The sequence below is a fragment of the Enterococcus sp. AZ126 genome (genome assembly GCF_051714545.1).
GTDB lineage: Bacteria > Bacillota > Bacilli > Lactobacillales > Enterococcaceae > Enterococcus_L.
Genome location: NZ_JBIOSB010000001.1, coordinates 3,325,593 through 3,346,913 on the forward strand (window position 1 = coordinate 3,325,593; position 21,321 = coordinate 3,346,913).

Annotated in this window: 19 protein-coding genes; 14 read left to right on the plus strand and 5 right to left on the minus strand. The window is 35.0% G+C overall.

What is annotated here, in order from left to right:
• Window positions 1-327 precede the first annotated feature (327 nt).
• On the plus strand, window positions 328-2,043 hold the full coding sequence (locus IGI43_RS15570) for an ABC transporter ATP-binding protein (RefSeq protein WP_438758693.1): 1,716 nt from the start codon (window positions 328-330) through the stop codon (window positions 2,041-2,043).
• 50 nt (window positions 2,044-2,093) lie between these two features.
• Here the strand turns inward: IGI43_RS15570 and trpS are convergent, their stop codons facing one another.
• A complete protein-coding gene (gene trpS, locus IGI43_RS15575; protein ID WP_438758694.1) occupies window positions 2,094-3,110 on the minus strand; it encodes a tryptophan--tRNA ligase in 1,017 nt (338 codons plus the stop codon).
• A 362-nt stretch (window positions 3,111-3,472) separates the two neighbouring features.
• On the opposite strand from trpS, the gene spxA reads away from it, so the two are divergent.
• From spxA to pepF, 4 genes are all read left to right on the plus strand, one after another.
• Window positions 3,473-3,871 carry a transcriptional regulator SpxA gene (gene spxA, locus IGI43_RS15580; protein WP_010760718.1) on the plus strand — a complete coding sequence of 133 codons (399 nt, stop codon included), beginning with the start codon at window positions 3,473-3,475 and terminating at the stop codon, window positions 3,869-3,871.
• Window positions 3,872-4,135: 264 nt separating this feature from the next.
• Window positions 4,136-4,786: an adaptor protein MecA gene (locus IGI43_RS15585; RefSeq protein ID WP_438758695.1), complete on the plus strand. Its 651-nt coding sequence runs from the start codon at window positions 4,136-4,138 to the stop codon at window positions 4,784-4,786.
• A gap of 98 nt (window positions 4,787-4,884) precedes the next feature.
• Window positions 4,885-6,075, plus strand: coding sequence for a competence protein CoiA (locus IGI43_RS15590; protein WP_438758696.1), 1,191 nt, complete (start codon window positions 4,885-4,887; stop codon window positions 6,073-6,075).
• 36 nt (window positions 6,076-6,111) lie between these two features.
• A complete protein-coding gene (gene pepF, locus IGI43_RS15595) occupies window positions 6,112-7,929 on the plus strand; it encodes an oligoendopeptidase F (RefSeq protein WP_438758698.1) in 1,818 nt (605 codons plus the stop codon).
• 182 nt (window positions 7,930-8,111) lie between these two features.
• Here pepF and IGI43_RS15600 read toward each other — a convergent pair whose 3' ends face one another.
• Window positions 8,112-8,762 (minus strand): DsbA family protein, encoded by a 651-nt coding sequence (locus IGI43_RS15600; protein WP_438758699.1) that lies wholly within the window; start codon window positions 8,760-8,762, stop codon window positions 8,112-8,114.
• A gap of 126 nt (window positions 8,763-8,888) precedes the next feature.
• Window positions 8,889-9,464 (minus strand): CYTH domain-containing protein, encoded by a 576-nt coding sequence (locus IGI43_RS15605; protein WP_438758700.1) that lies wholly within the window; start codon window positions 9,462-9,464, stop codon window positions 8,889-8,891.
• 194 nt (window positions 9,465-9,658) lie between these two features.
• Between IGI43_RS15605 and IGI43_RS15610 the strand changes: the two genes are divergently transcribed.
• Genes IGI43_RS15610 through mgtE form a run of 4 tightly spaced genes read left to right on the plus strand, consistent with a single transcriptional unit; the run spans window position 9,659 to window position 13,429 of the window.
• Window positions 9,659-10,339, plus strand: coding sequence for a GTP pyrophosphokinase (locus tag IGI43_RS15610; RefSeq protein ID WP_438758701.1), 681 nt, complete (start codon window positions 9,659-9,661; stop codon window positions 10,337-10,339).
• Window positions 10,340-10,349: 10 nt separating this feature from the next.
• Window positions 10,350-11,147 (plus strand): NAD kinase, encoded by a 798-nt coding sequence (locus IGI43_RS15615; RefSeq protein ID WP_438758702.1) that lies wholly within the window; start codon window positions 10,350-10,352, stop codon window positions 11,145-11,147.
• A gap of 7 nt (window positions 11,148-11,154) precedes the next feature.
• Window positions 11,155-12,048 carry an RluA family pseudouridine synthase gene (locus IGI43_RS15620; protein ID WP_438758703.1) on the plus strand — a complete coding sequence of 298 codons (894 nt, stop codon included), beginning with the start codon at window positions 11,155-11,157 and terminating at the stop codon, window positions 12,046-12,048.
• A gap of 19 nt (window positions 12,049-12,067) precedes the next feature.
• The gene (mgtE, locus tag IGI43_RS15625; RefSeq protein ID WP_438758704.1) at window positions 12,068-13,429 is read left to right on the plus strand and encodes a magnesium transporter; all 1,362 of its coding nucleotides are present in this window, start codon (window positions 12,068-12,070) and stop codon (window positions 13,427-13,429) included.
• A 272-nt stretch (window positions 13,430-13,701) separates the two neighbouring features.
• Here mgtE and IGI43_RS15630 read toward each other — a convergent pair whose 3' ends face one another.
• Complete coding sequence (locus tag IGI43_RS15630; protein WP_438758705.1) at window positions 13,702-14,334, minus strand: copper homeostasis protein CutC; 633 nt, start codon at window positions 14,332-14,334, stop codon at window positions 13,702-13,704.
• 138 nt (window positions 14,335-14,472) lie between these two features.
• Between IGI43_RS15630 and IGI43_RS15635 the strand changes: the two genes are divergently transcribed.
• Together IGI43_RS15635 and trmL are read left to right on the plus strand one after the other, a co-directional pair.
• Window positions 14,473-15,318: a methyltransferase domain-containing protein gene (locus IGI43_RS15635; protein WP_438758706.1), complete on the plus strand. Its 846-nt coding sequence runs from the start codon at window positions 14,473-14,475 to the stop codon at window positions 15,316-15,318.
• A 236-nt stretch (window positions 15,319-15,554) separates the two neighbouring features.
• Window positions 15,555-16,061, plus strand: a complete 507-nt coding sequence (gene trmL / locus IGI43_RS15640; RefSeq protein WP_438758707.1) for a tRNA (uridine(34)/cytosine(34)/5-carboxymethylaminomethyluridine(34)-2'-O)-methyltransferase TrmL — start codon at window positions 15,555-15,557, stop codon at window positions 16,059-16,061.
• Window positions 16,062-16,141: 80 nt separating this feature from the next.
• Here trmL and gloA2 read toward each other — a convergent pair whose 3' ends face one another.
• A complete protein-coding gene (gene gloA2, locus IGI43_RS15645) occupies window positions 16,142-16,522 on the minus strand; it encodes an SMU1112c/YaeR family gloxylase I-like metalloprotein (RefSeq protein WP_438758708.1) in 381 nt (126 codons plus the stop codon).
• A 220-nt stretch (window positions 16,523-16,742) separates the two neighbouring features.
• On the opposite strand from gloA2, the gene IGI43_RS15650 reads away from it, so the two are divergent.
• From IGI43_RS15650 to IGI43_RS15660, 3 genes are all read left to right on the plus strand, one after another.
• Window positions 16,743-17,366 carry a histidine phosphatase family protein gene (locus IGI43_RS15650; RefSeq protein ID WP_438758709.1) on the plus strand — a complete coding sequence of 208 codons (624 nt, stop codon included), beginning with the start codon at window positions 16,743-16,745 and terminating at the stop codon, window positions 17,364-17,366.
• 31 nt (window positions 17,367-17,397) lie between these two features.
• The gene (gene recD2, locus IGI43_RS15655; RefSeq protein WP_438758710.1) at window positions 17,398-19,980 is read left to right on the plus strand and encodes an SF1B family DNA helicase RecD2; all 2,583 of its coding nucleotides are present in this window, start codon (window positions 17,398-17,400) and stop codon (window positions 19,978-19,980) included.
• 144 nt (window positions 19,981-20,124) lie between these two features.
• Complete coding sequence (locus IGI43_RS15660) at window positions 20,125-21,240, plus strand: PLP-dependent transferase (protein ID WP_438758711.1); 1,116 nt, start codon at window positions 20,125-20,127, stop codon at window positions 21,238-21,240.
• Window positions 21,241-21,321 lie beyond the last annotated feature (81 nt).

Sequence of the window (21,321 nt, forward strand, 5' to 3'; positions counted from 1 at the left end):
TTCCTACATTTAGTATAATAAAATACAGAAACACCGATCAGGCCCATCTTCCCCAAGACATAAGCAACTCATCGGTGTTTTTTATGATGTACATGTATAGCTATAATTTAGCAAATTATTTTCATATTTTCAAGTGATTGATATAACAGCATTTCGATTTTTTCAAAATGTATAAAAAACTGAAGAGGATGTCTTCTACCTATTTCGAAGTTGGCTTTATCAGCTTATAAATATAGATTATTTCATAAAAAAATAGGAATCTTCAAATTTTGCATCCTATACTTTCTTTGCGTATAATAGTAACAGTGTCAAAAGAAAGGGGAGTTTATGTTAAAACGATTTTTTAGTTATTATCGACCATATAAGCATTTATTTATTTTAGATTTTGGTTGTGCTGTTTTAGCTGGTTTGTTGGAATTATCATTTCCAGTTGTTGTAAATCAAGTCATCGATAAAATCATGCCTAAGGGAAATTTCCGATTGATTGCATTAGCTTCTATCGGGCTACTTTTATTTTATATACTCAATACTTTTTTGCAGTACATCGTGGTATTTTTTGGTCATAAATTAGGGGTAGATATTGAAACAGATATGCGTAGAGAACTATACGAGCATTTACAGACGCAGCCATTTGAATATTATGATAATCAAAAAACCGGGAAATTGATGAGCCGATTGACAACCGATTTATTTGAAATTTCTGAGGTTGCCCATCATGGACCAGAAGATGTGTTTATTACCGTGATGACTGTCGTCGGGTCATTTTACTTGATGCTTAGGATACATGTGCAATTAGCTGTGGCTACGTTTATTGTCTTGCCTTTTATCACGATTGCTTTGGTTTTCTTCAATAAAAAGATGACAAAGGTCAATACAAAAATTTATGATAATCTTGGGGATTTTAATGCTGGCGTCGAAGCTTCTGTCAGTGGCATTCGCGTGACACAGTCTTTTGCCAACGAGCCATTTGAGCGTAAACGTTTTGAAGGATTGAACCAAGCTTACCGCCAATCAAAAATCACATTTTATAAAGTAATGGGAATCAGTTCCGCATACAATTACTTTTTAATTCGTCTTATTAATTTATTCGCATTGATATTTGGTGCATATTATACAATCAAAGGCGAAATTACAGATGGGCAATTTGTTGGGTTTATTTTATTATCGAATGTTTTTGTACGCCCTATCGAAAAAGTCAACAATATGATCGAAAGTTACCCTAAAGGAATTGCTGGGTTTAAACGATTCACTGAAGAAATCGATAAGAAGCCAACCATTCAAGATAAGCCTGGCGCACTATTGGTAGATCATTTACATGGTGATATCATTTATGACGATGTTTCATTTTCGTATGCTGATTCTACTAAAGTGTTGAACCATATAAATTTGCAGATTGTGCCTGGTGAAACAGTCGCTTTTGTAGGTCAAAGTGGTTCAGGAAAAACAACATTATGCAACTTACTACCAAGATTTTATGAGGTAACAGAAGGACAAATCACCATTGATGGTATCAATATTCAAGACATGACACTAGCTTCATTGAGAAGTCAAATTGGGATTGTTCAACAAGATGTTTTTTTATTTCCGGGAACCATTCGAGATAATATTGCTTATGGTAAGCTGGATGCAACTGAAGAGGAAATTCAAAAAGCTGTCATATTAGCTCATTTAGAAAAAGTAGTGGATGAAATGTCGGAAGGTTTAGATACGATGATTGGAGAGCGCGGTGTCAAACTTTCAGGTGGCCAAAAACAACGGGTGGCAATTGCTCGTATGTTTTTAAAAAATCCACCAATTTTAATCTTGGATGAAGCGACCTCAGCATTAGATACTGAGACAGAACAAGTGATCCAAGAATCACTAAATTCTTTAGCACAAGGTAGAACGACGCTTATTATTGCTCATCGTCTGGCAACGATCAAACACGCGACAAGGATCGTTGTGGTCAGCGATAAAGGCATCTTAGAAGAAGGGTCTCATGAAGAATTACTTGCAAAAGGTGGACATTATCGTCGATTGCATGATGCACAATTTAGAGATTGAAAAACATTTGAGCCAACCATTCATGAATGGTTGGCTCAAATGTTTTTATATTACTTTTTTTTGCGAGGTTTTCTTCCTAAGCCAATCGCATTTTTCATTCGTTGTAAAGTTTTATTTGCGACTAGACGAGCTTGTTCGGCACCTTGATCTAAAATATCATCTAATTCGTCAGACGCAAGTAGTGCATGGTAACGTTCTTGGATTGGGGCAAGTAAATCAACGACTGCATCACCTAAATCTGTTTTAAAGTCGCCATATCCTTTTCCATCATATTCAGTAACGATTTCATCAACTGAGCGACCAGTAACAGAAGAGAAAATACTCAGTAAATTAGAAATTCCAGGTTTATTTTCTGGATCGTATTCAATGATGCCAGTTGAATCAGTTACAGCCGATTTGATTTTTTTACGGATAATAGTTGGTTCATCTAACATTGAGATGAAACCTTTTGGATTTGAATCTGATTTACTCATTTTGCTTGTTGGATCTTGTAAGCTCATCACACGTCCACCCTGTTCAGCAATTTTCACTTCTGGAAGAACTAGGATATCTTGATTAGTTTGTCCATATCGTTTGTTGAAACGTTCCACAAAATCACGCGTTAATTCTAAATGCTGTTTTTGATCATCTCCAACAGGAACGAGGTTTGCATTGTATAAAACAATATCACCGACCATTAATGGAGGATAAGTCAAAAGACCAGCGCTTACGCCTGCACGTCCATTTTTTTGTGATTTATCTTTAAATTGAGTCATACGTTCTAATTCACCGATCGTTGTATTACATTGAATGATCCAAGCGGCCTCAGCATGAGCTGAAACTTCAGATTGAATGAAAATCGTTGCTTTATCAGGATCAAGCCCTACAGCAAGGTATAGAGCTGTTAAGCTACGCGTTTGCTGACGTAGTTTCAATGGGTCTTGGGGAACTGTGATTGCATGCTCATCTACTATGCAAAAGTAACAATCATAATGATTTTGTAATTCGATAAATTGTTTCATCGCACCAATATAATTTCCGATAGTTGGTATTCCGCTAGGCTGAATGCCTGAAAAAATTGTTTCCATAAAGTAACCACCTTAATCAATTAATAAAAAGTCATTGATATCATTATACAGCTAAAAGTAAAAAAAAACAGGATTACAGAGAAAAAATAAAATGTCAGAATTTTTAGACTGATACAGTTGTAGTAGGTTGTAATGGCTGTATCATTTTTCCAGATTTTGAAAACGCTACAATTTTATGTAAAAAAAAATCAAATTTTATTTCAATATTAAAAAAAAACACGTAAAATAACGAAAAATTATCTTTTTTCTTGGAAAAGAGCTAGTAATTTTATTGGAAATTAGGTATACTTACATTAAATAGGAAAATAGTTCAATTTCCTGTTTCAAAAAAGTGATGAAAATCGCATAAAGGAGTGATGCACATGTTGACACTTTATACTTCCCCAAGTTGTACGTCTTGCCGTAAGGCTCGTGCATGGTTACAAGAACACGAGATTCCATTCAAAGAAAGAAATATCTTCTCAGAACCATTGAATATTTCTGAATTGAAAGCAATTTTGCGAATGACAGAAGATGGAACAGAGGAGATTATTTCTACCCGTTCTAAGGTTTTCCAAAAACTTAATATGGATTTGGATGAACTTCCGTTGCAAGACTTGCTAGAGTTAGTAAAAGAGAATCCTGGATTGTTGCGTCGACCAATAATGATTGATGAAAAAAGATTACAGGTTGGTTTTAACGAAGATGAAATTCGACGCTTCTTACCAAGAGGAGTTAGACAGTTAGAATTACGTCAAGCACAATTGATGGCCGGTTTATAAAATGTAAAAGGAGAATCTTTGTCCTTGTGACAAAGGTTTTCTTTTTCTATTATTTATACATAATAATTGATTTATTACTTTTTTTTAAATAATTATAAAAAAGTACATACAAGACATATAAGTATCTAGAATAAGTTTTTAGGAATATACTAAGACAATAGTTTATTTAGGAATATTATTACTTTTCCCTTTACATTTGGCGTGATTCCGCTACAATGTACGTAAGAATAAGTTTCCTGATTAGCAAAAGTGAGGTGTAGCGACATGGAAATGGAACATATCAATGAAAATACTATACGTGTGTTGATCGGTAATGAAGATTTGGCTGATAGAGGAATCACTTTTTTAGATTTACTCGGTAATCATAAAGAGGTAGAAAATTTTTTCTATAGTATTTTAGAAGAAGTTGATGTGGAAGATGAATTTCAAGGCAGTGAAGCTGTTACTTTTCAGGTTCTGCCTAAGAGCGATGGATTGGAACTGTTTATTAGTAAGAATGCATCGATTGATGAAGTTTCTAATTTTGAAGGTTTTAACGATCTTAATTCAGAAGAAGTTAGTAATATAATTCGTAAACAAATCGAAGAAGATTTCGTTGATGAGACACAGGAATTTGCTGATAATACAGTAAAAAATCTGGTGTTTGAACTTAATGATTTTGACACAATGGTACAGCTGTCAAATGAAGTTTTCTTGCAGTCTGTGATAGCAAATTTGTATACTTTTAAAGGAACCTATTATCTCCAAGTTATTTTCTTATTAGATGAATTAGGCAAAAATGACGTCGAAAATGAATTAGCACAGTTATTGGAATTTGCTAATCTATCAATGGTTACTCCAGAGACATTGAATGAATATGGGACATGTATTATGGAACGTAATGCATTGGGATTAACAAGATACTACTTCGAATAGACGTAAAAAAGACTAAGACACAGCGATTATGCTTTGTTTTAGTCTTTTTTTGATGAATCGGCATTGTTTTTGCGTATTTTATTTATGAGGTGAATTATATGTTCAATGCATATTCAAAAGAGAAAAAAGTTGTCACATTACTGAATTTAACAAGAACAGAGATAGAACAAATGAAGGACAACAAATACTTTTGTCCAGTTTGTGATCATCCTGTTCGAATAAAAAATGGTAAGGTAAAATTACCGCATTTTTCTCATTATAATAACAGTACTTGCAGTATTTATTCAGAAGGTGAGACACTAGAGCATTTGGCGTTGAAGGCAGTTTTTGCTAAGTGGTGTGAGAAAGAGGCGATTGAATATGAGCTGGAAAAGTATCTCCCAGCATTGAATCAACGTCCAGATCTTTTGATAGGAAATATTGCACTTGAGATTCAGTGTAGTCCATTGAGCGCACAACGATTGGTTGAACGAACTCAGAACTATCAAAAACATGGCTATATTGTTATTTGGATTTGTGGTAAAAAGCTCTTTTCTAACCACCAAACCTTAAACGAATTGGCTAAAAATCTGTGTTATTATTCTGATAGAGTAGGATTTTATTTATGGTCAGCAGATTTGGATAAAGAAGAATTGACCATAGATTATCATATTGAAGAAGATTTCAAAAAGAAACTATACTCTACAAAAAAAAGTTGGTCTTTTTATAGTTATTTTTTGTTAGAAATTTTTAATTTTCCTAAGAATTCCAATGTTTATATCCAACGAAAATATAAAGTTGGACAACTTATAAATGCGTATTATTCTGAGTTGAATAGAAAATTATATAGGAGAGATGAGAAGATCAGAAAACTTCAATCTGAATTATATAACAATCGCCTACATCTGATTCAATTACCAAATTGGTTTTATTATCCAGGTCTTCCTCTTTTTTGTTGTAGAGAATCGGATATATTATTAAAAATTGGCATTTGGAATTTGGTACAGTTTTTTGATCAGAATGTTTTTAAGTATTCAGAATTGATTCAACTATTAAAAACAAATCTGGATCAATCTGCAGGATTGTTTTATGAGTTGCCTAATATTCCATCAGAGATCCTTCAAATTTATTGCTTAAATCAAATGCTTCGTCAGCTAATTGTTTGTAATCATTTGATTAGAGTTGAAAATGGATGGAAAATTGAAATAGGATTTTCTAAGTATAGCATATCGGATGTGAGAAAATGGTTGAAAAAGATTGAAAATAAGTGCTTAATCACTGCTACTCCTATAAAAAATGTGATAAGATGAGCTTATACAAGAATAGTTTGAAAAGGAGCCGATGTAATGAGTGAAACAAAGCAATTACCAGAACGTTCAAGTTTACCAATAGAGATGACTTGGGATTTGACCAAAATTTTTAAAGATAATCAAGCCTTTGATGAAGCTTTTCAAGCGTTGTCAAATGAATTAAAAGAAGTTGAACATTTTAAGGGGACATTAAAGAAAGACAGTAATGCATTTTTAGGCAGCATTGAAATGTTGTTAAGTATCTATCGTAAAATCGAAGTAATTTATGTGTATGCTCATTTAAAAAATGACCAAGACACAACGAATACTACTTATCAGGCTTTGTATGCCAGAGCAAGTTCTTTATTAGCTCAAGCGAGCGAATCTGTTGCTTGGTTTGAGCCGGAAGTATTGTCATTAAGTGATGACAAGATTTGGCACTATTTTGAGGAAGAACCAAAGTTGGAGACCTATCGTCATTTTATTGAAAATATCTTAAGTGATCGTCCCCATATTTTATCTGCTGATCAGGAAGCATTGCTAGCTGGTGCGGGTGAAATTTTCGAAGCGTCTAGTAATACTTTTTCTATTTTGAATAATGCAGATTTAAAATTTCCAGTAATTGAAAATGAACATGGAGAAAAGATTCAACTAACTCATGGTGTTTATGGTCAGTTAATGGAGAATACTCATAGAAGTGTTCGTGAAGAAGCATTTAAAGGTCTATATACTGTTTATGACCAATTTAAAAATACATTTGCTCAAACATTGAGCTCCCATGTTAAAGCACATAACTATAAAGCGAAAGTGCGTAAGTTCTCTTCTGCAAGGGAAGCTGCGTTGAGTAACAATCATATTCCAGAAAGTGTTTATGATACACTTGTAGACGTGGTAAATAAAAATCTACCGTTGTTGCATCGATATGTTTCCTTGCGAAAACGTTTATTGAAATTAGATGAGCTCCATATGTATGATATGTACACGCCTATTTTGGGTGAAGCATCAATTAAATATTCTTATGAAGAGGCTAAAGAAAAAGCAATCACTGCTTTAAATCCGATGGGAGAAGAATATTTGAATGTAGTAAAAACAGCATTCAGTGACCGTTGGATCGACGTTATCGAAAATCAAGGGAAACGAAGTGGTGCCTATTCATCTGGAGCATATGATACAGCCCCATATATCTTAATGAACTGGCATGATAGTTTAGATCAATTATACACATTGGTTCATGAAATGGGTCACAGTGTTCACAGTTATTTTACACGTAATAATCAGCCCTATGTATATGGTGACTACTCAATTTTCCTAGCTGAAATAGCATCAACGACCAATGAAAACCTTTTAACAGAATATTTGTTGGAAACCGAAACCGATCCTCGGATTCGTGCATATGTATTGAATCATTATTTAGATGGATTTAAAGGAACGATTTTCCGTCAGACTCAATTTGCTGAATTTGAACATTTTATTCATACCGAAGATGCTAAGGGGACACCTCTAACTAGTGAGTATTTGGGTGATTATTATGGAGAATTGAATCAGAAATATTATGGTCCAGAAGTGACAAAGGATCCAGAAATTTCCTTAGAATGGTCACGAATTCCTCATTTTTATTACAATTATTATGTTTATCAGTATGCTACAGGTTTTTCTGCTGCTTCAGCATTAGCAAACAAAATCTTGGCAAATGAGCCTCAAGCTTTAGATAACTTTTTGACTTATTTGAAGTCAGGAAGCAGTGATTATCCGATTGAAGTTATGAAAAAAGCTGGTGTAGATATGACAAAACCACAATATATAGAAGACGCCATGCTTGTTTTTGAAACAAGATTAGGTGAATTGGAACAACTTGTGGCGACATTCGAAAAATAAATGAAAGTAGGACAATGATCAAAATATTTTGATCATTGTCCTACTTTTTGATTATAAGAAACGAAAGGCAGTTATTTTTTTACAATTAAAGTGCCAATAAAGAAACAGGCTCGATTTGACAATGATCAAAATCGAGCCTGTTTCTTTATTTTGAATAGATCCATCATCCAAAACACACTAGTTTAAAGCAAGTGTAAATGCCCATGTGGAATTCGTGGTTCATTATAATGGTTTAATTCAAATTTCTCATGAAAATACTGAAGATTATCTTCAGATGTCTCACAAAGTCTTTTGATTTCATCCATGGATTGACAGTCTTCTACAAGTACACCGAAATCTCGATCACATGTATAATTGTATACTACCGCAGATGGATGTTTAACAATCCCCATTTCGCGAGCAATTTGTTGATCCGTTTGAAAAGATTCTTTTACAAAATCAGATTGGCGATCCGCTTTAAACATATCCAAATCACCACCAGCCTCTACTACAAATTTTTCAGTTAATTCTGAAGAATAAGGAATTTTATCTACTGCAACAGCTTGTTGTAAGCCAAGAAGCAAATAGCGTCCTTTTTTCTTGCCCTGTAGTTGTGCAGCTTTATAATCCAATGCCGCTGAATAGACATCTTCAAACAATTGATTGCGTTGTTCAATATCATGAGATGGAATATCAAATAACTTTATAAGGTGGTTTATGGTCCGCATATTAACAAACGGAATAAAACGAAATTGAATTTTTTTATTTTCAGTTTCGACCAATTTTAAAATATCCTTTTCTACGTTGAGACAAATGCCCCCCAAAGGATTAACGAACAGATAGATTTCAATCATTCATACTTCCTCCAATTTGACTCTTTTGCGACTAGACATCATTTCTCAACTAAGTGTCCCTAATTTATCAGAAAATCTGGGAAAAATGAAATGATATGTTTTCACTATAATAACTTCTTAATCTTTCTATTTTGAGCTTAAAATCATTCGTTGGATTTTGTTTGGTGATGGAGATTCTTTGATATTCAAAGTATCCAATAAGACAATAAAATCGTTCTTTCCATTGCTTGCATCATCTACTTCTAATTCCAGCTCAAAATCATGTTGCTCATTGTACCAACTTTCATCTAGCGCGAGTAAACCTTGGGGAAGTTTTATTTCTGCTCGTTTAGTTGTTAAGCTACCGATTAAACGTAAATCATCTTTGTTTATTCCTAAAATTGCTAGCTTGTTGAATACATTACCAGAATCTGGAAATGTTGCTGTTTCAACGATGTGTTGGGCTTTTTCAATAGACAAGGCATCGTTGATTTCCAATAAGCCCACTTTTTCAGGTATTTTTAAAGTGATTTCTGCATTTTTTGATAGTACACGAACTCTCAAACCGATATGTCTTTTTTTTAATTGAAAATCGGCTGAATCAAAGTAATAATTGGTTTGTGTAAAAAATTGATCTGGCTTTAGTTGAAAATAGTCAACTGTACGTGAAAACTCTTCAATAGATAATAATGTTTTAAATTCTATTTCTAAATGTTCACTCACGGTTTTTGACCTACCTTCTTTAATTTAATTCAATTTTTGCATACTTTACCCATTTACGTCAAGAAAAGTGAACTAGAAGTTAAAAAATTCACTATTGTCGAAAAAATTTAGACAATTTCTTAAATTACCCTATTTTTCACGGCTCTATGGTAAAATAAGCTGTGAATCAAATTCAAAGAAATAGAGGGATTAGGATGGAGAAAGAGTGGGAGCTTTTTCTGGCACCGTATGAACAGGCTGTTGGAGAAATGAAAGTTAAGCTGCGCGGCATCCGCAAGCAGTTTCGAGAACAAAATAAACATACACCTATTGAGTTTGTAACGGGGCGAGTGAAACCTGTAGATAGCATTTTAACGAAGGCAGCATTGCGAAATATCGCGGTTGACCGTTTGGAAGAAGAAATGCAAGATATTGCAGGGCTTAGGATTATGTGCCAGTTTGTTGAAGATATTCGGCAAGTGGTGGACATCATCCGCAATCGAAAAGATCTAAAAATCATTCAAGAACGTGATTATATTACAAATAAAAAAGATAGTGGTTATCGTTCGTATCATTTGGTGATCGAATATCCTGTCCAATTGATCACAGGTGAAAAAATGATTTTAGCTGAAATCCAAATACGGACACTAGCTATGAATTTTTGGGCAACGATCGAGCATTCATTAAACTATAAATACCAAGGCGTATTTCCAGAAGAAATGAAAGAACGACTGCAACGAGCTGCCGAAGCTGCTTATCAATTAGATGAAGAAATGTCCACGATCCGTGAAGAAATTCAAGAAGCGCAGCATCTTTTCTCACATGGTCGAGGTAAATCAAAGGATAATTATTATCAAAAATTCAACGATAATAAAGAGAAGTCAGACAAAGAATAGGAGGGGTAGGATGAAAGTTACGATCGTTCATAACCATGAACAAAAATCAAATGAAGTTACCCGTCATTTACTCCTGCTTTTAAAGAAAAATAAAATAGAAATTGATGACCAACAACCAGATCTCGTGATTTCTGTGGGTGGAGATGGTACATTATTATCAGCGTTCCATCGTTTCAGTCATCGACTAAATGAAGTTAGTTTTTTAGGTGTCCATACGGGGCACTTGGGGTTTTATACGGATTGGCGAGATTATGAATTAGAAGAATTAGTTCAAAGTCTTTTAGTTCATCAAGAAAAGAGTGTTAGTTATCCATTGTTGGATGTGAAAATAAGTTTTCATGGAAATAAACCAGATAAACATTTTTTAGCCTTAAATGAATCTACGATCAAACGTGCAAATCGTACTATGGTCGCTGATGTGTTTATCAAGGATGAGTTATTCGAACGATTCCGTGGTGATGGTCTATCTGTCTCTACACCGACAGGATCGACAGCGTATAATAAAAGTATTGGTGGAGCTGTCTTACATCCTAGTATCAATGCGTTTCAATTGGCTGAGATTGCTTCACTGAATAATCGTGTTTTTAGAACGTTAGGATCACCCATCGTGATTGCACATACTGAATGGATGGAAATCAAGTTACAAGAAAGTAATGACTATTTGATCACAGTGGATCAACTAGATATTTATCAAGAGGATATTAAGTCGATTTATTATCGTATCGCGGATGAGCGTATTCATTTTGCTTCCTATCGGCATATGCATTTTTGGCATCGAGTAAAAGATGCCTTTATTAGTGAGGATTAATAAAGTAATGGAATTTAATTGGATATTTAAAAAAAAAGAAACACAGCAAGTGAAATTTTTTTTAAAGGAGCAAGGAATCTCTAAAGGACTTTTAGCTAAAATCAAGTTTCAAGGTGGAAAAATCGAAGTGAATCAATCCGTTGAAAATGTACTTTTCAAATTATCTTTTGGAGATCAAGTGAAAATTACGATTCCAGATGAAAGAGAACACGAAACATTACTTGTTGACGATGTACCGATCGATATCATTTTTGAAGATGCCCATTATTTAGTGGTCAACAAACCAGCTGGGATTGCGTCAATTCCTGCACAATATCATCCTAATGGAACAATGGCAAATCGAGTGAAAGCCTATTTTAAAGCGCAAAACTATCAAGATCAAGTGATCCATGTAGTGACGCGATTGGATAGAGATACAACAGGTTTAATGTTGTTTGCTAAACACGGTTTTGCTCATGCAATGGTAGACCAAGAGCTGCGTAAAAAAGAAGTAGTAAAGATTTATCAGGCATTGGTCGCAGGAGAGGTATCACATTTAAAAGAGCATGATACGATAGAACGTCCAATTGGCCGTGATTTATCTTCGATATTAAAAAGAACCGTGGTCGAAACAGGTCAGCAAGCCGAGACAGAATATTGGTTGATGAAACGTAATGAGGATCAAGCATTGGTAAACATTCAACTTCACACTGGAAGAACCCATCAAATTAGAGTGCATTTTGAGGCAGTCGGGTGTCCTTTGTTAGGCGATGATATGTATGGGGGTAAAATGGATAGAGGGATCCAACGCCAAGCCTTACATTGCTGTCAATTGAGCTTTATCCATCCTTTTACGAAACAACGTTTAGAACTAACTTCTCCTTTAGAAGCAGATATGAAGAAAATTGTAGATCAACTTTAGATTGAAAGGAGCGGTTTGAGTGAACGAAGGACAAGAAATGGAAGAACATTTTGATTTGTTGTTAGAAAAATTAAAAAAACAGCAAATGGTTGAATTTCGAGAATTATTTTTAGCGCTCCACATTTATGAGCAAGGACAGTTTTACCAATCGATCAATGAAGCAGATAGAAAGCAAATTTATAGTTATTTATCTCCAAAAGAGCTAGCAGATATGTTTGATGTTATCGAAGAAGATAACGAAAATATGAAAGATTATATAGCTGAAATGCGTCCTAGTTATGCGGCTGAAATGTTGTCAGAAATGTACACGGATAATGCAGTTGATTTGTTGAATATGCTTGATAAAAGCCAAAAGGCGAAATACCTAAGCTTGATGAGCACAGAAGATGCTGGTGAGATTAAAGAGTTGTTGCATTATGAAGATGATACAGCTGGATCGATCATGACGACCGAATTCGTCTCTATCGTTGCAAATCAAACAGTTCGCTCAGCAATGTATGTGTTAAAAAACCAAGCAGATATGGCTGAGACAATTTATTATGTTTACGTAGTCGATCAGGAAAATCATTTAGTCGGGGTTATTTCTTTACGTGACTTGATTGTAAATGATGATGATACAATGATTTCAGATGTGTTGAGTGAGCGGGTAATTTCTGTTCACGTAGGCGATGACCAAGAAGATGTTGCACAAACGATTCGAGATTATGATTTCTTAGCATTACCAGTTACGGATTATGATGACCATCTTTTAGGGATCGTGACAGTTGATGATATTATTGACGTAATTGATGACGAAGCAGCTAGTGATTATTCTGGTTTGGCTGGTGTCAACATTGAAGAAGTTAGTGAAAATCCAATTAAGGCAGCTTCAAAACGGTTGCCTTGGTTGATTACGTTATTATTTTTAGGAATGTCTACAGCAACTTTGATCAGCCATTATGAAGAGTTAGTAAGCGAAGCAAGTATTTTAGCGGTATTTATTTCATTGATTACAGGAACAGCAGGAAATGCGGGGACACAATCATTAGCTGTCGCAGTCAGAAGATTAGCTATATCGGATGAAAAAGATAATAATTTTGGTCGTCTGATTATTAGTGAGGTGTTGACTGGACTTGTGACAGGCGCTGTGACAGGTGTAGCTATTTTCATCGTTGTTGGAATTTGGCAACATAATTTCCCGTTAGGATTTGTCATTGGGATGGCAATGTTGTGTGCAATTACAGTTGCGAATTTGGCAGGTAGTTTGATACCAATGTTGATGGATAGATTAGGATTCGATCCAGCTGTTGCGAGTGGACCGTTTATTACAACGTTGAGTGATTTAACCAGTGTTTTGATTTATTTTAATATTGCTAGTCTTTTTATGCAGTATTTTGTTTAACGGCAATAAAAAAAATGAAATTTTGAGTGAGATTTATGTGACGTAAAAGGTCATGTGAATCTCACTTTTTTTAATCAAAAGAGGAAATGGTTAATACTATTCATTGAGTTTACAGGCTTTAGAGCATCAAAATTTAGCTTTTTCTGCAAAATCACTAATTATGGAATCCTCGAATTATTGCTGAATTATAAGTATGGCTATAGAGGAGTGAAAAGGCGATGTGAGTAAAAAAGCGCCACATCGCCTAGCTCCTAATTTCCTATAGTTTAAGTTTAGCCTACAATTTTTGTTCCATGTACTTCACTTACCTGTAATGTTTCTATTACAGATTCAATATTTTTATCAGAAATACCGCCACCAGGTAAGACAATAATCCGATCATCAGCATATTTAATTAATTCTTTTAGATGATCAAAATTGTCTTCGATGGGTGTTCCAGAAGGCCCGCCGTGGGTTAAAATACGATGTACTTCATGATCTACAAGCCAATCAATTGCTTTAAATTGATTTTCTTTGCTTAGTACATCAAAAGCCATGTGGAAGGTAATCTGTAAACCTTCTGCCGTTTCGATCAATAATTCTAGTGCTTCTTCATCCAGCCAGCTATCATTTGTTAAGCAGCCTAGAACGACACCATCAGTTCCTATTTTTTTCGCTTCAATCAAATCTGTATGCATGATTTTAAGTTCAATATCGTTATAAATAAAATCTCCACCACGAGGTCTGATGATTGTCATAACAGGAATTGATTGTTCTCCAGCATATGAAACTACTTCTTCGATAACACCTGTACTAGGGGTTGTACCACCCACAGCAAGGTTGTCGCACAATTCGATTCGTCCGGCGCCATTGCTGATAGCATTAGGGATATTTGTAAAGTTTTCAGCGCAAAATTCTTTGATCATTCATTTCACTCCTTGTTTTTTATTCACAGGCATTGTACCATAATTTTGTCAGTTGCCAAAGTCTTCTTCTCGTTGTAAGATAAATAGCGACAGTTTATCGGTCAATGGTAGAATTTATAGTGAATAGGAAGTAATCGTATGTTGAAAAAAATCGATTTTGCCCGTAATTTTTTAGAAATACATCAAGAACAATTTCTTTGTCCAGTTTGTAAAAGTGCATTTCAGTTAAAAGAGTACAGTTTGATTTGTGCTGAAAATCATCAATTTGATTTGTCTAAAAAGGGCACTGTTTATTTTCTGTCACACAGTATTCAAACAGAATATAATAAAAAAATGTTGATCCACAGAGGCAAGATGATTCAAAACGCCATGTACCAACCCTTATTAGAGAGAATCGTTGATATAATGAATGTAACAGGAAATACTTTGGATGTTGGATGTGGTGAAGGTAGTTTTTTAACTGAGCTTTCTAATCTGGGGCTGGCAGGTTCAAAATTTGGATTTGATATTTCAAAAGACGGAATTTATTTAGCAAGCAATCAACCAATCGATGCTTTTTGGTGTGTAGCTGATTTAACAAATCTACCGTTTGCAAATGAATCGATGGATACCATTTTGAATATTTTTTCGCCCTCTCATTATCAGGAATTTCAGCGTGTTTTAAAAAAAGATGGCACAATCATCAAAATAATCCCTGAAAAAGAGTACTTAAAAGAGTTAAGGTCGGCTTTTTATCCAGATGATAAATCCAAACAAACTTATTCAAATGAGAAGGTTTTAGCAAAATTTTCTAAAGAAATGGATATTTTAGTGGATGAACGAGTAACATACACTTATAGTATACCTGAAGAAAATCGACTAGATTTATTGGAAATGTCTCCACTTGAGTGGGGCGTAGCCGCACAAGTAAAAGACAAAATTCAAAAGCAACCATTATCTGAAATCACAATTGACGTTCGTATGTTAAAAGGAAAGATGAGATAACGCTTACATTCGGCAAATTTGCTAAAAGGTCTTGCAAAGCTCCTGTAATGGTGTTATATTACATACAAGTTGTTTTTTCATTGGTTTTTATCAGGTTCCTGTTCTGATAAAAGTTAGTGAAAAGAGCTTCACTAACGTAGCGACTCGCAGTGATTGACACCGAGGCGATACGTTTTTTTTATGTTGATTTTTGTGAATAAAAAAATAATGTGTCATTATGAAAGGAAACTGTAATCATGACAAATCATATTGTATTATTTGAGCCTCAAATTCCAGCAAATACTGGAAACATTGCTCGGACATGTGCTGCAACAAATTCTCCTTTACATCTCATCGAGCCGTTAGGTTTCCAAACGGACGATAAACAGTTGAAACGAGCTGGATTAGACTATTGGAATGACGTCAATATTATGTACCATAAAGATTTAGAGACTTTTTTGACCTATTTAGGAGATCATCCACTACATTTGATCACGAAATTTGCGAATCAAACCTATAGTGAAATGGATTATACTGACAACGAAGATCATTATTTTATGTTTGGGAAAGAAACAACGGGCTTACCAGAAGCATTTATGCGGAATAATGAAGAGAAATGTTTACGAATTCCGATGAATGATGAACATGTTCGATCATTGAATTTGTCGAATACAGTCGCTTTAGTAGTTTACGAGGCATTAAGACAACAGAATTTTCCAGCGTTAGAATTGAAGCATCATTATGAGAATGATAAATTGGACTAAAAATGACATAAAAAAACTGTTCCTTTTGTAAATTTGAAGGGAACAGTTTTTGTCTATTAAATGTAAGTAAAAAATACAGATTATTCATGCAGTTCCAAAGGTAAACCATCTGGATCAAAGAAAAAAGTCATTTTCTCTCCTGTGAACGAGTCTGTTCGAACGGGTTCACATTCAATTCCTTTAGAACGTAAAAAAGAAATAACGGCTTCAATGTCGTCAACTCTAAACGCTAAGTGGCGTAAGCCTAGAGCTTCAGGATATGATGGACGTTTGGGTGCATGGGGAGAAATGAATATCTCCAATTCATAATTTCCTAATTTTAAATCAAGTTTAACGTCATTTTTCTCTTCTCTATGATTTTCTCGAATTACCTCAAAGCCAAGTTTTTCTACATAAAATTCTTTCGTCTTAGAATAGTCTGAGCTATTGATAGCGATATGATGGATATGTTCAAAAAACAAATTAGGTTCCTCCTTAATATAAAAACGATCGATTGTCATTAGAATTTTCAACCAGCTTATTATAACGCACATTTTGCTGAAATACATTCAAGCGGATTTGTTTTTTATAAAGGTTTTAGTTAAATGGAATTTTGCTAATGAAAATGATACACTAGATAGGATAAATAAGCGGGAATTTAAAAGCAGAATACCAATAAATTAGAATCAAGGGAGCAGAAACATGAAATTATATTTTACTCGTCATGGAAAAACCGAATGGAATCAGGAACTTAGATTTCAGGGAATGAGTGGGGATTCGCCACTTCTTCCAACAAGTTATGAAGAAATAAAACTACTGGGACAAGAAATTAAAAATGTGCCCTTCAAAAAAATTTTTTCGAGTACGTCCCCGCGTGCAAGAAAAACCGCTGAAGGTATCAATCAGGAATTAAAAAATCCAGTTGAAATTATCTATACAGATGAGCTAAAAGAATTAGGTCTAGGAGAATTAGAAGGCCAGTCTATTGCTGAAATGAGAAAAATATATAGTGAAGAGATGGATCATATGCGTTATCAATTAGATAAGTATAATCCAGAAATTTTTCAAGGTGAACCAATCGAGCAAGCTATTTCGCGTATTTCTGCGGTAGTCGATGCAGCAGTAAATGAAGGAAATGGTCCGTATCTTTTTGTTGGGCATGGTGCTTCGTTGACAGCGGCAATTCAGTCACTTTCAGGTAAAGCTTTAAGTGAGCTACGTAGTATGGGTGGACTTACTAACAATAGTTTGTCAATCTTAGAAACAGTAGAAGATGAGCAGTTCTATACCTTGAAATTATGGAATGATGATTCTTTTTTACAATAAACTAGTTTTTTGATAAAGCGAGGTGAAATCGATGGACACATTGTTTGGAGATGGGGAAAAAGAATATGTGGTTGGACAAGTTCAGGCAATCTTTTTCCAAAATCCCAGCAACTTTTATAAAGTTTTACTGGTGAAAATAACAGATACGAATACGGATTATTTAGAAAAAGAAATCGTAACGACTGGTAGTTTCGGTCAAATTCAGGAAGAAGAAATTTATCGCTTTTTTGGACATTTTGTTGATCACCCTCGTTATGGTAAACAATTTCAAGTTGATAGCTATCAGCAAGAACGCCCAACTTCTGCTAGTGGTGTTGTAAATTATCTTTCCAGTGAAAAGTTTCCGGGAATTGGGAAGCGAACAGCTGAGAAGATTGTCGAAATTTTAGGGGAAGATGCGATCGATCGCATTATTGAAACACCAGATGTTCTTGAAGAAGTTCCCCAGTTAAATGAAAAAAAACGCCAAACAATTATTGAGACCATTCGCTTAAATCATGGTATGGAGCAAGTAATCGTTGGTTTAAATCGGTATGGATTTGGTAGTCAGCTTTCTTTTTCGATTTATCAAACATACAAAGAAGATACTTTAGATATCATTCACGAAAATCCATATCAATTAGTTGAAGATATTGAAGGCATTGGCTTTAAACGAGCAGATAATATTGCAGAACAATTGGGGATCGAAGCAGATTCAGATAAACGAATACGAGCTGCGATCACTCATGAAATATTTCAACATTCCGTTCGTTCTGGAAATACGTATGTTGAGGCAGAAATGCTACTTAGAGAAACCGTCAATACGTTGGAAACTAGTCGTCCAGTTGAAATTTCTCTTGATCAGGTAGCTGAGCAAATTATTCATTTAGTGGAAGAGGGAAAAATCCAACAAGAAGGCACTAGACTTTTCGAAAATAGTTTGTATTTTTCTGAGTGGGGGATCGGGACCTCGATTCAACGATTGCTATCCCGAAAAAAAGAAATCAAATACGATAAAAAAGACGTTGAAAAAAATATTCGTGGGATCGAAAAACGATTAGGAATACTTTATGGAAATTCTCAACAAGAAGCGATTGAAGAAGCGATCAAAGCGCCACTTTTTATATTGACGGGTGGTCCAGGTACAGGTAAAACCACGGTTATTAACGGAATTGTTTCACTATTTGCTGAACTAAATGGACTTTCTTTAGATGTGAAGGATTATACCCAAGAGATGTTTCCAATTCTATTAGCCGCTCCAACCGGACGGGCAGCCAAACGGATGAATGAAACCACAGGACTCCCAGCAAGTACCATTCATCGTTTATTAGGCTTGACCGGAAGAGAAAAAAATCCTAGTATGACAGCGAAAGAACTTGAAGGTGGTTTATTGATCGTCGATGAGATGTCTATGGTCGATACATGGTTGGCTAATACTTTATTTAAGGCGATTCCAACAAATATGCAAGTGATTTTTGTTGGGGATAAAGATCAGCTGCCTTCTGTAGGACCTGGTCAGGTGTTACATGATTTACTCCAAATCAATGAAATCCCTAAAAGAGAATTGACCGAAATTTATCGACAAGGCGATGGATCAAGTATTATTCCTTTAGCTCATGACATCAAACAAGGGAAACTACCGCAAGATTTTACAGTGAATCAAAAGGATCGTTCCTTTTTTCCTAGTGATGTTTATCATATCGAAACTTATGTCCGTCAAATCGTAACGAAAGCCAAAGCAAAAGGCTTTTCGCCGCAAGATATTCAATTGCTTGCTCCGATGTATCGAGGTGCTGCGGGTATCGATGCATTGAATAAAATGATGCAGGAAATTTTTAATCCCAATGACGGGACAAAAAAAGAAGTAAAGTGGAATGAATCCGTTTATCGAATAGGGGATAAGGTGCTACATTTAGTCAATACACCAGAACTTAATGTGTTTAATGGTGATATGGGCGAAATCGTCGGTATTATTTTGGCAAAAGACTCAGAGGACAAAGTCGATGAATTAGTCATTCAGTTTGATAATAATGAAGTCAGCTATAAACGAAATGAATGGAACAAAATCACTCTTTCTTATTGTTGTTCGATCCATAAAGCACAAGGTAGTGAATTTAAGATGGTTATTTTGCCAATGGTTCATCAATATCACCGTATGTTGCAGCGCAATTTACTTTATACGGCCGTTACTAGAAGTAAGGATATCTTGATCTTATTGGGCGAAGTTCAAGCATTTAATACCTGTGTTGCACACGAATCTGCCAGTCGTTTGACGATGTTAAAAGAGCGTATCACAAGTGCTGATGATATGTCTCTCACAACAAGAATGCAGTTAGAAGCATATGAAGAAGGTATGAACAAAGAAGCACCATTTTCTGAGACAGTAGAAAATAAATCAATTGCATATGACACTGCTAAAGAAAATAAACCAGCTGTGATTGAAGAAGTATCAGAAGATGTACCAGCTAAACCTGAAATGGAAACAATTTCATTATTCAGTGAGCCAGTACAAGAAATTGTTGAAACAATTGAAGAAGAGTTGGAAAGAATATTGACGCCAAATTTAGTTAGCACTCAAACGATTGATCCAATGATTGGAATGAATCAGACGACACCGTATGATTTTATGAAATAATAGACAAACTGGGGTAAACGACAAGCGTTTATTCCAGTTTTTTCTTGCCTTAAGGGGATAGCGATGTATATAATGAAAAGCAACATAGAAATATATGTTATAACAAATGAAGGTCGTTTATTTTGGTAGAAATGAGGGAAGTCAATGGAACAGGAATTTTATTCGAAAAACGTTCAAACGGATACTTTTTTAGCACAAATCGGGAATCATCAAAATCCAGTAACAGGATCGATCAATACGCCAATTTATTTTTCAACGACGTATGAACATCCAACACTAGGGGAGTCGACGGGCTATGATTACACGAGAACTAAAAATCCGACAAGAGAAGTTGTAGAAAATGCATTGGCAGTTTTAGAAAATGGAGCAATCGGTTTAGCGACTAGTTCAGGAATGAGTGCCATTCAATTAGTATTCAGTCAATTTCCTGTAGGGAGTCAAATTGTGGCATCTAGAGATTTATATGGAGGTAGTTACCGTTATTTCAAAGAGTTAGAGAAACAAAACATATATCAGTTCATCTATGTAGATGATGAAGTAGGTTTTGAGAAAGAAATCACCGATAATACTGCAGCAGTCTTTATTGAAACACCAACTAATCCTTTGATGAGGGAAGTCTCGATAGAAAAGATCGTAGTTTTCGCTAAAAAACATAATGCCAAAGTAATCGTTGATAATACTTTTTACACACCATTGATTCAGCGACCGCTAGATTTAGGAGCAGATATTGTGATTCATAGTGCGACCAAGTATCTTGGCGGACACAATGATCTCTTGGCTGGGGCAGTGATTGCAAAATCAAAAGAAGTAGGAGAACAATTAGGCTATACCTTAAATACGACAGGAGCTGTTTTGTCACCATTTGACTGTTGGCTCTTGATTAGAGGAATGAAGACTTTGTCGTTACGGATGGAACGACATGAAAAAAATGCTCAAGCAGTAGCAACGTTTCTAACGTCCGATCCCAATGTAAAAGAAGTTTTCTATCCAGGACGTGGCGGTATGCTAAGTTTTAAAATCAAAAATGAAGGATCGATCAAAGAATTTTTGCGGCACTTATCGATTTTTACGTTTGCAGAAAGTTTGGGTGGGGTCGAAAGTTTGATCACCTATCCAACAACACAAACACATGCTGACATCCCAAAAGAGTTGAGAGAGTCGTATGGCTTAACGCCAGATTTGTTGAGAATATCCACTGGAATCGAAGCAAGTGAGGATTTGATAGGGGATTTGAAATTCGCATTTGAATCATTAAACTAATAAACAAGGATAGAACAGAAACCTTTGATACGAAAAAATAAGCTGAAGGGACTAATCTGCTTCCATCCTATAATCGCTATT

Bases quoted from the DNA above. Each gene is read 5' to 3' on its own strand.
- IGI43_RS15570 (WP_438758693.1), top strand. From the start codon at position 328: ATGTTAAAACGATTTTTTAGTTATTATCGACCATATAAGCATTTATTT.
- trpS (WP_438758694.1), bottom strand. From the start codon at position 3,110: ATGGAAACAATTTTTTCAGGCATTCAGCCTAGCGGAATACCAACTATC.
- spxA (WP_010760718.1), top strand. From the start codon at position 3,473: ATGTTGACACTTTATACTTCCCCAAGTTGTACGTCTTGCCGTAAGGCT.
- IGI43_RS15585 (WP_438758695.1), top strand. From the start codon at position 4,136: ATGGAAATGGAACATATCAATGAAAATACTATACGTGTGTTGATCGGT.
- IGI43_RS15590 (WP_438758696.1), top strand. From the start codon at position 4,885: ATGTTCAATGCATATTCAAAAGAGAAAAAAGTTGTCACATTACTGAAT.
- pepF (WP_438758698.1), top strand. From the start codon at position 6,112: ATGAGTGAAACAAAGCAATTACCAGAACGTTCAAGTTTACCAATAGAG.
- IGI43_RS15600 (WP_438758699.1), bottom strand. From the start codon at position 8,762: ATGATTGAAATCTATCTGTTCGTTAATCCTTTGGGGGGCATTTGTCTC.
- IGI43_RS15610 (WP_438758701.1), top strand. From the start codon at position 9,659: ATGGAGAAAGAGTGGGAGCTTTTTCTGGCACCGTATGAACAGGCTGTT.
- IGI43_RS15615 (WP_438758702.1), top strand. From the start codon at position 10,350: ATGAAAGTTACGATCGTTCATAACCATGAACAAAAATCAAATGAAGTT.
- IGI43_RS15620 (WP_438758703.1), top strand. From the start codon at position 11,155: ATGGAATTTAATTGGATATTTAAAAAAAAAGAAACACAGCAAGTGAAA.
- IGI43_RS15630 (WP_438758705.1), bottom strand. From the start codon at position 14,334: ATGATCAAAGAATTTTGCGCTGAAAACTTTACAAATATCCCTAATGCT.
- IGI43_RS15635 (WP_438758706.1), top strand. From the start codon at position 14,473: ATGTTGAAAAAAATCGATTTTGCCCGTAATTTTTTAGAAATACATCAA.
- trmL (WP_438758707.1), top strand. From the start codon at position 15,555: ATGACAAATCATATTGTATTATTTGAGCCTCAAATTCCAGCAAATACT.
- IGI43_RS15650 (WP_438758709.1), top strand. From the start codon at position 16,743: ATGAAATTATATTTTACTCGTCATGGAAAAACCGAATGGAATCAGGAA.
- recD2 (WP_438758710.1), top strand. From the start codon at position 17,398: ATGGACACATTGTTTGGAGATGGGGAAAAAGAATATGTGGTTGGACAA.
- IGI43_RS15660 (WP_438758711.1), top strand. From the start codon at position 20,125: ATGGAACAGGAATTTTATTCGAAAAACGTTCAAACGGATACTTTTTTA.